Here is an 11,066-nt window from a genome sequence, read left to right as displayed (position 1 = left end):
GTCTCGCCGATCATCTCGACGTTCATCCTGAGCTGCCCGCGGCCTACGTCGCGTCCTCGCTCGAGCGGGGCCGGCGCGCGCTGACCCACCGCACGGCCGTCGTCACCGCCGACCCGGCGACGGCCGCGGCTGCGCTGCGGTCCGGGGACCCTCGGTCCGTCGTCTCCGGCCTCGCCGCCGCTCCGCCGATCGCCTTCATGTTCCCCGGCCAAGGCTCTCAGCACCTCACCATGGCCGAATCGCTCTACGACACCGCGCCGGTGTTCCGGGACGTGCTGGACGAATGCGCCCGGCTGCTGCGCCCGCACCTCGGCGAGGACCTGCGCACCATCCTTTATCCCCGGGCGGGCCGGGAGGAGCACGCGGGCGAGCTGCTGCACCGGACCGCGTTCACCCAGCCGGCGCTGTTCGCCGTCGAGTACGCGCTGGCGCGGACCTGGATGGCCGCCGGGGTGCGGCCCGACGCCATGATCGGGCACAGCCTCGGCGAGTATGTCGCTGCCTGTGTGTCCGGCGTCTTCTCGCTGGAACAGGCTCTGGCCGTCGTGGCCGTCCGCGGGAAGCTGATGGGTGGCACGGCGCCAGGCGCCATGCTTTCGGTGCCCCTGGCAGCAGAGGATCTCGTGCCGTATCTCGGCCATGAGGGCGTCAGCATCGCCGCAGTCAACGGCGGGCAGTCCTGCGTGGCCGCCGGAGAGCCTGAAGCCATCGCGGCTGTGCGGCAGGTGCTCCAGCAGCGCGGCGTCACGACCCGCCTGCTGCGCACCCAGCACGCCTTCCACACGGCCGCCATGGACCCGATTCTGGCGCCGTTCACCGCGCACCTGAGCACCTCGACGCTGCGCGTGCCCCAGATCCCGTTCCTGTCCGGGGCCACCGGCACCTGGATCACCGCCGCGCAGGCCACCGATCCGGCCTACTGGGCCACCCAGCTCCGCCACCCGGTGCGGTTCGCCGACGGCCTGAGTCATCTGCTCGGCGACCCTGGCCACCTGCTCCTGGAAGTGGGACCGGGGTACGGCCTGTCCACCCTCGCCCGCTCCACGACGGGCAGAGACGGCCGGCCACCGGTCGCTGTGCCGTCACTCCGCGACCCTCGCAGCCACGACACCGACGCTGACCAGGCGGCCTTCGCCCTCGCCCGGGCCACCCTGTGGGTGCAGGGTCACGACAGCGCTCCGCTCCAGACCCGTCCGGAGCTGCGCACCGTGCCGCTGCCGACCTACCCGTTCGCGCGTACGCGTCACTCGATGGCGCTGGGCACCGCGGGCCCGGAGCCGGCAGTCGCCGCCGCCGTACGCGGGCCGGAACCCGCCATCGGTGGCATCGAGGCAGCCACCGCCGCCATCTGGCACGAGCTGCTCGGCATCGACGACGTCGAACCCGACGCGGACCTCTTCGCCCTCGGCGGCGATTCCTGGCTCGCCGTGCAGATGGTCAACCGCATCCAGGCCGACCTCGGGGTCTCCCTGACCCTCGGCCAGTTCTTCACCGATCCGACATTGCGCGGGGTGCTCGGGATGCTGCCGCGCACCGGCTTGACCGACTCCGCGGTCTGAGTCCCTGTACCCCCATCAAGGAGCGTGCCATGTTCGCCAGAAGAGCAGTCGGGGCAACGGCCATCGCGAGTGTGCTGCTCGTCGCGGCCTGTACCGCCGCGGCAGGGGAAGCCGGCGCACCGCTGCCGACCAGCATCCCGTCAGCGCCCGAGCCCGGCGTCGTACGGCTCGCCACCCAGCCCTGGATCGGTTACGCACCGTGGCACATCGCCGAGAGCAAGGGATTGACCACGCGGTACGGACTGGATCTCGAACAGGTCAATCTCAGCACCGACGACCAGGTCAACGCCGCGCTCGCCAGCGGACGGGTCGACGGTGCCAACGTGTCCACCCACACCGCGCTGAACCTCATCGCCGGCGGCGTCGACGTCAAGATCGTCATGATCGAGGACGTCAGCCGGGAGGCCGACGCTGTGCTCACCGGGTCCGCGATCACCACCGTGGCCGGCCTCAAGGGCAAGAAGATCGCCTATGAGGAGGGTTCCACCAGCGACATCCTGCTCCGCCACGTGTTGCAGCAGAGCGGCCTGGCCATCGACGACATCGTCAGAGTGCCGATGCCCGCCGCCGATGCCGGAGCCGCGTTCATCGGCGGCCGCGTCGACGCGGCGGTGACCTACGAGCCGTACATCTCCGAGGCCCGGAGCAAGGCCCCCGACAGCCGATCACTGGTCACCGCCGCGAGCTCACCCGGATTGATCTCCGACGTGCTCGTCATCCGCCGGGAGGTGCTGACGAAACGGCCGGGGCAGGTGGCCGCCCTCATCCGCACCTGGGACGCCGCCGTGGCCGAGTACCAGGCGCGCCCGGCACCGTCCCAGGACATCATCGCCACGGCGATCGGCGCCGATCCGGCCACGCTGCGCTCGGCCTTCGCCGGCATCGACTACTACGGCCTGACCGAGAACCGTGCCGATCTGACCGGCAAGTACGCCCGCGAGACCTTGCCGGAGGTCGCCCGGGTCGCCACCGCTGCCCAGATCCTTCCGGCCGGTGTCGAGCTCGACGGCATCGTCACCGGCACTTTCCTGGGGACCCCGTGACGCCGGCGGCTGCCACGACCGGCCTCGAACCGGCCCCGGTGCAGGCGGCACCGCGGGTTCGCCGGCGGGGCGAGCGCCATCCGACGCGGCTTGCGGCCTCAGCCGGCACCTTCGTCGTGCTCCTGGCCGGATGGTGGTGGGTGAGCGCCACGGAGACGGTCGATCCGCTCTTCCTTCCCGCACCCATGGCGGTCGGTGACCGCCTGATCGACCTGGCCCGGGCCGGAACGCTCTGGAGCGACCTGACCGTCTCGATCTACCGGGTGACGGGTGGCTTCGTGCTGGCCACCTGTGCGGCTCTACCGCTGGGCATCCTGATGGGCCGGTCACGCCGGTGGGCGGCGCTGTTCGAGCCCCTGCTGGACTTCATCCGGTACATGCCGGTCGTGGCGTTCGTACCTCTGACGATCCTCTGGGCCGGAACCGGCGACGCGCAGAAGTTTTTGATCATCTTCATCGGCACCTTCTTCCAGCAGGCCCTGCTGTTCACCGACAACGTCCGGCGGGTCCGCGTCGAGCTCGTGCTGGTGGGACAGACCTTGGGGCTCGGCGGCATGGCCGTCCTGCGCCGGATCGTTCTGCGTGCGGCCGCACCGAGCCTCTGGGACTCCTTGCGTATCAGCCTCGGATGGGCCTGGACGTGGCTCGTCGTCGCGGAGCTGGTCGCCGCAACCTCCGGGCTGGGCTACCGGATCACGATCGCCCAGAGGTACCTGGCCACCGACACGATCATCGGCTACATCCTCGTGCTGGGTGTGCTGGGTCTCGTCACCGACCAGGCACTGCGCTACGGCGGTAGGCGCCTGTTCCGCCCGGCGGAGGTCAACTCATGACGAATCCACCTGCCGCGACCGTGGTGGCCGGCCTGGACCACGAGGCATATCTGCGGCTCGACGACGTATCGGTGACCTACAGCGGCGGTATGGCCCTCGCCGCCACCACCCTGTCAGTGGCCGAGGGCCAGTTCGTGTCCATCGTGGGCACCTCCGGCTGCGGAAAGTCGACACTGCTGAATGCGGTCGCCGGCCTCATCCGTCCGACCACGGGGCGGATCCGTCTCGACGGCCGGCGGGTCACCGGCCCGGGCCGGGAACGGGGCATGGTCTTCCAGCAGTACTCGCTGTTCCCATGGCTGACCGCCGCGCAGAACGTCGCCTTCGGCATCGGCGATGCCGCCCGATCCCGCGCTGAACGGCGGCACCAGGCGCGGGATCTGCTCCATGAGGTCGGGCTCGACCGTCACGGCGACGCTTACCCCGACGAGTTGTCCGGAGGGATGCAGCAACGGGTCGCCATCGCGCGCATGATCGCGTCCCGGCCGAAGATGATGCTGATGGACGAGCCCCTGGGCGCGCTGGACGCGCTGACCCGCCGGTCGATGCAGGGACTGCTCGAGCGGGTGTGGCGCCGCCAGCTCACCACGGCGCTGCTCGTCACCCATGACATAGCCGAGGCGGTCCTGCTGTCGGACCGCGTCATCGTGATGGCCGACCGGCCGGGCCGGGTCGTGCTGGACCTGACGGTGGGTCTGCCGCGACCGCGCGATCATCGAGTGGGCGAATCCGAGCTCTACCGCGGCCTGGTGAGGCAGGTCTACGAGAGGATCTACGACGGGCCGGCTGCGGCGGCGGATCTGTGATGACGACCTGGCAGCCCCGCACCGTGCTCGGCGCCGCACTGGGCACCAGATACGACATCGTCCTGACGCACGAGCACTTCTTCGTCGATCTGCGCTGCTGGCTGAGTCAGGACGATCCGCTCTTCCCCGCGTTGGAGCAGGAGAAGGTCAGCGACACGACGCTGGCGGATGTGCGCCGCAACCCTTTCGCCTGCCCCGACAACTTGGTACTGGACGACGCCGACCTCATCGCCTCGGAACTGCGGCACCTGACGGCAGTGGCGCCCAGCCCGCTCGTCATCGACGTCACCCCGGACACCATCGGCCGCGATCCCGCACGTGTCGCTGCGCTGTCCCGACTCACCGGTGTCGACATCATCATCGGCTGCGGGCGCTACATCGACGCTTCCTGGACGGGGACCCGCCGGCTCGACAGCGTCGACCGGCTCGCGGACGAGATCGTCGGCGCCCTCACCGATGACCGGCACCCGGCCGGTGTCATCGGAGAGATCGGCACGAGCAGCCCGATCACCGAGCTGGAGAAGCGGGCGCTGGCCGCGGCGGCCACGGCCCAGGGCGCCACCGGAGCGCTGATCTTCGTCCACCTGCACCCGTGGATGCCCGCAGCCACTGCCGCCCTCGACATCCTCGAGCGGCACGGCGCGGATCCGAGCAGGATCGTCCTGTGCCACCTCGACGTGAACGCCGCGAGTGATGTGCGCCCGCTCATCACGCTGCTGCGCCGCGGCTGCTCGATCGGGTTCGACATCTGGGGTGACGAGTTCCCGTACGGCGACGATCCGATGCCGACGGATCGTGAACGGTTACGGGCGCTGGTACAGCTGGCGGAGGCCGGACTCGACCGTCGGGTGCTGCATTCACAGGACGTGTGCACGAGGACGCAGCTGCACCGGTTCGGCGGGCGCGGTTACGACCACCTCGCACGCCACCTGCCCGGATGGTTACGGGCCGAGGGCTTCACCGAGCAACAGATCGCTGAGCACATGGCTGGTAACGCCCTTCGCGTACTCGGTCAGAATTGATGAGTGTGTCCGAACGGAACACCGGGGCGCGGATGATGAGGGCGACGAAGCGCCCATCTGCCGACACGTCACCGCCGGCGGGGTAGTTCAGCATGGTCGACGGCTCGCCGCAGTAGTCGGCGGAGATCAGTTCGAGCTGGCCAGTCCGCAGGTCGCGCAGCCACACGTTGGGGACCGGATCGACCCCGACGCCCAGGGACGTCCGAACTCGTCAGCGTTGTGAGGAACGAGCCGAAAGGTGAACCCGGTCGGCATGACGTCGAGGCGTGGTCGTTGCCTGCGGCACACCGTCGTGTGACAACGGCTGGGGGACTTACTTCCTATTCCGGCGGGTGTATCCCTATTCGGGCTATTCTGCGTCCGTGACGCAAGTATCCGCCCCCAGTGACGAGCCGGCTTCCTGGATTCATGTCGGGCGGCAGCCGATCTACGACCGTAGCGGAGACGTGGTCGCCTACGAGCTGCTGTTCCGCGACTCAGCGGCAGCGCAGAGCGCCTCCCGGAGCACCGCGCAGGCCACCAGCCAGGTGATCGTGGCTGCCTTCACCGAGTTCGGCCTGACCGAGCTGGTCGGGTCGAGGGCCTGCTTCGTCAACGTCACCCGTGAGTTCCTGACCGGCGAACTGCCCGTGCCGTTCGACTCCGACCAAGCCGTTCTGGAGATCGTGGAGACCGTCGAGGTCGACGACCTGGTCATCGACGGGACCCGGGCGTTGGTCGAGCGAGGTTTCACCATCGCGCTGGACGACTTCGTCTGGGGCGCGGGAGCTGAGCGCCTCCTGGATTGGGCCACCTACGTCAAGGTGGACATGCTGGACGCCGACCCGGCCGGCGTGGCGGAGACGGTTGAGCAATGCCGCCGATACCCCCACATCCAGTTGGTGGCGGAACGGCTGGAGACCGAGGAGCAGTTGCAGCACGCCATGCAGCTGGGGTTCGACTTCTTTCAAGGCCACGTGCTCGGGCGCCCACACGTGCTGTCGACCGCGTCGATGTCACCCACACGCGCTGCCCGCCTGCAGTTGATCGCCGCGTTGAATGCCGACGAGGTCGACTTCGACGAGGTCGTGTCGCTGATCAGCCGCGACCCCGCGATCACCTACCGGTTGTTGCGGGCCACCAACTCCGCGGCCTCCGGTCTCGCCGCACGCGTCTCCTCGGTCGCTCAGGCCGCCACCCTGCTCGGTCCGGCGACGATCCGGCAGTGGGTCACGCTGATGCTGTTCAGCGACCTCACCGACGCCACCGAAGACCAGGTGATGTCGACATTGATCAGGGCCCGGCTGTGCCAACTGCTCGCCGAGAGACTCCGCTTGTCCGGCGGCGCAGCCTTCACGGTGGGACTGCTGTCCGGTATCGCGGACCTGCTCGCCGAACACCCCGCACAGCTGATCACCGAGCTGCCCTTGGCCGACGACGTCGTTGCGGCACTGACCGCCGAAGCCGGAGACCTCGGCCGGGTCCTGCACGCCGTACGCGCCTACGAACAAGGGCAGCCGACCGCCGGTGCGGTCATCAACGCCGAAGACATGATGGAGATCTACCTGTCAGCGGTGAGCTGGTCCACCCACACCGTGAGCGGCGCCCTCGCCGACCAACCCCTGCGCCGGGTCGACCTGTCCCGTTGATCCGCTCGGACACCAGGTAGGCGGGGCCCGGGTCAGCCGTCCAGGCCGTGCACGGCCGGCACGCGCAGGGTCCGCGCGCCGGGCTTGCCGCCCAGGATCACCTTGCGCAGGGCGGCGTTGTTGTCGGTGCGCAGTTCGGCCAGATGCTCCTCGGGGTTGGCTCGGACCTCGATCCAGTACGTGCCGTTGGGCAGGTCGGTGACCTCGAAGGACTGGCCCGGGAGGTACTGCCCGTAGGTGTCGCCGTTGCCGATGTCGAGCACCTCGCGCACCGCCACCGCCGTGTTCTGCCCGCACGAGGTGGCCAGGCTGGTGTTGCCCGGCCGCCACTTGGCCAGCGGCATGGTGTAGTCCACCGGGTCGGTGTTGGCGAGGCAGAACGCCTCCTTGCCGGAGCGCACGGCCAGGTCCTGGCTGGAGTCGAGCAGGTTGTACTGGGCGAAGTCGGTGAAGTGCCAGTGCAGGTGCCCTTCGCGGGCGTCCCACTGCATCGTCCCGGCGAGCCGGGCCCCGACTTCGGCGCCGGCGGCGTCGTAGAAGTACTGGTACGCGTCCATGACGTCCTCGCCGGTGCGGCGGAAGCCGTCCACCACCAGCGGAGATGTCCCGCCGTTCCAGACGGTGGCGGCGAAGTTGATGTACGCCTTGCCGTCCGTGTCCTGCTGCAGGGCGATGTCCCAGGCGGGCAGCGCGCGCAGATCGGGCTTCGGGCCGGTCGCCGGCACCGCGGCCAGGGTCGCCGGTACCTTCGCGGGCGGCCGGAAGCGCGGGTCGTAACCGGTCACCTGGGCTGCCGGATCGCCGGCCGTGGCGTGCTGGTGGGCCTCGGTGGCCGTGCGGGCCCCCGGCTTCGCCGCTGGGGCCGACGCCTGGCCCACACCGATGTCGACCACGGTCAGGTCGAGGTTCACGGTGGCGTCCGCGGCGGGCACGGCCAGCCATTCCCGGTACGGATCGTTCAACCGTACGGTGACCTGGTATTCGCCGCCCGGCAGATCGATCTCCGGTTGCCCGGTCCAGGCTCCGTCACCGCGCGGGACGGTCTCGATCGGGGTGGCCCAGCCGGCCGGGATGCCCCAGACGGAACCGAGCAGGAACGGGTTGCCGCTGCCGCCGTCGCCGTAGCCCTGCCAGCCGCAGTCCAGCGGGTACGCGTTCTGCGACGGGCCGTCCGGGCGGCTGCGCACCGAGCGTTCCGAGTTCGGGCACCAGTCGGTCGTGTAGTCGTGGACCACGGCGCCGGCGGCGTCCCGGATGGTGATCGAGGTGAAGTCCTCGAAGCCACCGAACGACGTGAACAGGCCGGCCGGCAGCGGGGTGCCGTTGAGCTTGGCGACGATCGGCTGCGCGTACGACTTGCGCTTGGCCCGGATGTCGAAAGGCTGCGTCCCGGCGACCAGATGGATGCCGAGATCGAGATCGAACCAGATGTAGTCACCGTCGACGAACCGTTGCGCCACCGGATGCGCGGTGGCGGAGCGGAAGGTCAGGATCGGCTGAGCGTCGGCGGCAGCTGCGACGGCGGGCCCGACGCCGACAACGAGCAGTGCGGTAGTGGTCAGGGCGGCCAGTGGACGTCGAATGTGCATAGATCCCCCTCGATGCTACATTCGGCCAACGTAGCATCGCCCCCGCCAGGCGTAGGGCCGTCGTCCGCTAGCGGACACTCGGCCGTCAACCCACGTTTGTCACCCCGCGCGGATCGGTACGGCGGTGCAGTGCGCGTCGACCCGGTCGACCAGCAGGTCCTCGGGTGTCGGGTACCGGCGGTGCAACGCGGCAACGGCATGCTGGTGAGCCAGGCGGTTGTACGGCGTCTCCTGCATCCTGGCCACCGAGTCCCGTACCACTGACACGAAGCCGGCCGGCCAGCGAACCCGGTGCACCGCCCGGACCACCCTGCTGTCCCGGTCGACCAGCACGATCCGCACCCCGTGCGTACCGTCGACGCCGGCCGGTCCCTCCTCGGCCGGGACCAGATGGGGGTGGAAGGTCACCTGCCCCCAGGGCAGCACCGGGCCGAGGCGGTACAACAGGACCCCCGCAGCGCCGACGTCGATCCACGCGAACCGGGTCGGGGCCGCGGTGACGGCCTGCACTTCCAGCTCGTGCGGGCGACTCAGCGCCAACAGCAGCTCCGCCGGCGCCCCGGTGACCATCGTCAGGCCGGCGTGCTCCGGGAGCTTGACGTCCGGATCCAACCGGCTGCCCTTGCTGAGGACGGTATGCACATCCTCAGGATATTGGCTCGAGGGCGAGCCCGTGGGCGCTTGGCCGGCCTGGTCGGTGGTTCATCAGCACGTCCTCGACCGGTCGTCACCCGGCAATCGCCGGGGCTCAGGTCCGCGATCACCGGCCACCCGAAAGGGTGGCTCTGCTGCCATCGGCGGACCGGCCCGGGGTTCGGGCCTCTAGCGTCGCGGTTGATCCGGGGATGTGCCGGACGCCGTAGCTGACGGCGTCGCGGCCGGCCCGGTCCACCGGGAAGGGATGCGGACATGAGGTCACAGACGGTTCCACGGGTTGCCGCCGCGGCGGCCGCGCTTGCGGTCGCCGCGGGTGTCGTGGCGGCGCCGGCGAGTGCGGTGCAGGCCGGTGGGAAGGACGGGCCGCGTCTGGTGGACAAGGCCGTCGTGCCGACGGTACGGGCCGGCGTGGCGAAGTGGGTCAAGACGTGGTGGACGTCGCGCTCGGATGTGTGCGATGTGCGGGTTACCGTCACCGGCGACGACGTCGCCGCGCTCACCTATCCGAGTAACACCGGCTCGTACACGTCGCTGTCGCGCAGCGCGAACCTGGCCGGTGGCGATTTCGACTACACCGCGTTCCGGGTGACCCCCGATGCCGACGCGGCCGGGTTCATCACCTTGCAGGTGTCCGTGTCCTACACCAAGCGGCCGGCCGGGACCCCGAGCCCCGGCAGCGGCGGCGATGACGCTTTGTGCAGCGGGCACCGCTCGCATCGCGCCACCACCGCCAGGTTGTACGTGCGGCCGCGTTCCTGACGGGGATACCGGCCACAGCCCGGCACACTCGAACGGCAGGAAACGGCCCCCTGGCCTACGCCAGAGGGCCGTTTCGCCACCGTCAGGAGACGATGCAGTTCCTGCCGTTGGCGCCGGAGCCGGTCTTGGTCGGTTCGGCGCCGGTGTTGTTTCCGGTGTACAGCCAGCAGGTGGGGATACTGCCGATGTTGTTGCCCTTCAGCGTCGCGACGTCGCCGTAGTTGGTGTTGACGCCGGCGATCACCTTGCCGCTGGTCGCGGTGACGTTCTGGATGGTCACCTTGCGGGCGGCCTGGGTGGAGCAGTTGCCGCAGGAGCGGTAGAGCTTGCCGAAGTTGGAGACCTTGAAGTTCTTGATGGTCACCGACCCGCCGGCACCGCGGTTGTCCTGGAACACCTTGTCCGATGCGCTCGCCGCGCTGCCGCCGTCGATCACGACGGTCGCGTTGGTGCCGCGGAAGGTGGCGGCGTCCTCGCCGACGTCCTGCCAGACGACGTTGGTGAGGTTGCAGCTACCGGCGCAGTGGACGCCGTCGGCGGACGGGGCGCCCAGGATGACGTTCTTCAGGGTGGCCCCGGCGGCCAGGTCGAAGATCGGGTCCTGGCCCTCGTTCTGGCCGCCGCTGCCGAGGGCGCCGGAGCCGATGTAGCGCTTGCCGCCGCCGTCGAAAGTGCCGCTGACCTTGATCGACGCGGTGACTTTCACGTCCGTGGCGGCTGACGCCAGGCCCACCGTCGCAACAGAGCCGGCCATGGCTGCGGCCAGAACTGCGGCACCGATGAGTATGCGGGGTCTTTTCATGAGGGGACCTTTCGCAGAGCCTCCGCCTTCGATGAAGGCGGACGGAACCGTCGTCATCGCAGCTCACGGGTTCGTGCGGAGGATGCCGACGGTATCGGGGGAGGACTTCTCCAACCTGACACGCCAATCGATACACGTCAATGAATATGGTTTGCAGCTTTGTTGCAGGATTGGGGTGGTTGCCGGCCTTCGCACTCCCGGCAATCTGTAGTGGCTATCCGGCCGCGGAAGGTTGCCAGGCAGTTCGGGCGGGCTCGTCTAGTGCCGTTCGGTCAGCAGCGACCCGGCGGCGGCGGGGGCGAGCGGCAACGGGGCGAGCAGCTCGCGCGCCTGACGCTTGACCGCGACCCGGTCGGGGTGGCCGGGCA

General features: G+C 69.6%; 10 protein-coding genes. 7 read left to right on the top strand and 3 right to left on the bottom strand.

The window, feature by feature from the left end; translation table 11 throughout:
- The 6 genes from AB0C29_RS16790 to AB0C29_RS16765 all read left to right on the top strand — a co-directional run.
- Nucleotides 1-1,559 (top strand): acyltransferase domain-containing protein (locus tag AB0C29_RS16790; protein ID WP_360821073.1); only part of this gene is annotated, 1,559 nt, incomplete at its 5' end.
- Nucleotides 1,560-1,588: 29 nt separating this feature from the next.
- On the top strand, nt 1,589-2,602 hold the full coding sequence (locus tag AB0C29_RS16785) for an ABC transporter substrate-binding protein (protein WP_360821071.1): 1,014 nt from the start codon (nt 1,589-1,591) through the stop codon (nt 2,600-2,602).
- A gap of 140 nt (nt 2,603-2,742) precedes the next feature.
- Nucleotides 2,743-3,435 carry an ABC transporter permease gene (locus tag AB0C29_RS16780; protein WP_360821069.1) on the top strand — a complete coding sequence of 231 codons (693 nt, stop codon included), beginning with the start codon at nt 2,743-2,745 and terminating at the stop codon, nt 3,433-3,435.
- Entirely contained in the window at nt 3,432-4,241 is an 810-nt protein-coding gene (locus tag AB0C29_RS16775) for an ABC transporter ATP-binding protein (RefSeq protein WP_360821067.1), read from the top strand. The genes AB0C29_RS16780 and AB0C29_RS16775 overlap by 4 nt, the downstream gene beginning before the upstream one ends.
- The gene (locus AB0C29_RS16770) at nt 4,241-5,263 is read left to right on the top strand and encodes a hypothetical protein (protein ID WP_360821066.1); all 1,023 of its coding nucleotides are present in this window, start codon (nt 4,241-4,243) and stop codon (nt 5,261-5,263) included. Before AB0C29_RS16775 ends, AB0C29_RS16770 begins: the two co-directional genes overlap by 1 nt.
- A gap of 266 nt (nt 5,264-5,529) precedes the next feature.
- Nucleotides 5,530-6,891 (top strand): HDOD domain-containing protein, encoded by a 1,362-nt coding sequence (locus AB0C29_RS16765; RefSeq protein ID WP_360821064.1) that lies wholly within the window; start codon nt 5,530-5,532, stop codon nt 6,889-6,891.
- A gap of 32 nt (nt 6,892-6,923) precedes the next feature.
- Here AB0C29_RS16765 and AB0C29_RS16760 read toward each other — a convergent pair whose 3' ends face one another.
- The gene (locus AB0C29_RS16760; RefSeq protein WP_360821062.1) at nt 6,924-8,480 is read right to left on the bottom strand and encodes a lysyl oxidase family protein; all 1,557 of its coding nucleotides are present in this window, start codon (nt 8,478-8,480) and stop codon (nt 6,924-6,926) included.
- A gap of 99 nt (nt 8,481-8,579) precedes the next feature.
- The gene (locus AB0C29_RS16755) at nt 8,580-9,122 is read right to left on the bottom strand and encodes a hypothetical protein (protein ID WP_360821061.1); all 543 of its coding nucleotides are present in this window, start codon (nt 9,120-9,122) and stop codon (nt 8,580-8,582) included.
- A 267-nt stretch (nt 9,123-9,389) separates the two neighbouring features.
- On the opposite strand from AB0C29_RS16755, the gene AB0C29_RS16750 reads away from it, so the two are divergent.
- On the top strand, nt 9,390-9,896 hold the full coding sequence (locus tag AB0C29_RS16750) for a hypothetical protein (RefSeq protein WP_360821060.1): 507 nt from the start codon (nt 9,390-9,392) through the stop codon (nt 9,894-9,896).
- An 82-nt stretch (nt 9,897-9,978) separates the two neighbouring features.
- On the opposite strand, the gene AB0C29_RS16745 is transcribed toward AB0C29_RS16750, so the two are convergent.
- Entirely contained in the window at nt 9,979-10,698 is a 720-nt protein-coding gene (locus tag AB0C29_RS16745; protein WP_360821058.1) for a pectate lyase, read from the bottom strand.
- Between the last annotated feature and the right edge of the window lie 368 nt (nt 10,699-11,066).

Origin of the sequence: Actinoplanes sp. NPDC048791, assembly GCF_040650095.1 — a bacterium.
In the GTDB taxonomy this organism is placed as follows: Bacteria; Actinomycetota; Actinomycetes; order Mycobacteriales; family Micromonosporaceae; genus Actinoplanes.
The sequence above is the reverse complement of the archived record's forward strand: the minus strand, read 5'-3'. Positions and strand labels throughout refer to the sequence as shown.

Coding starts and splice junctions, on each gene's coding strand:
- AB0C29_RS16785 (WP_360821071.1), top strand. CDS start 1,589: ATGTTCGCCAGAAGAGCAGTCGGGGCAACGGCCATCGCGAGTGTGCTG.
- AB0C29_RS16775 (WP_360821067.1), top strand. CDS start 3,432: ATGACGAATCCACCTGCCGCGACCGTGGTGGCCGGCCTGGACCACGAG.
- AB0C29_RS16750 (WP_360821060.1), top strand. CDS start 9,390: ATGAGGTCACAGACGGTTCCACGGGTTGCCGCCGCGGCGGCCGCGCTT.
- AB0C29_RS16760 (WP_360821062.1), bottom strand. CDS start 8,480: ATGCACATTCGACGTCCACTGGCCGCCCTGACCACTACCGCACTGCTC.
- AB0C29_RS16745 (WP_360821058.1), bottom strand. CDS start 10,698: ATGAAAAGACCCCGCATACTCATCGGTGCCGCAGTTCTGGCCGCAGCC.
- AB0C29_RS16770 (WP_360821066.1), top strand. CDS start 4,241: ATGACGACCTGGCAGCCCCGCACCGTGCTCGGCGCCGCACTGGGCACC.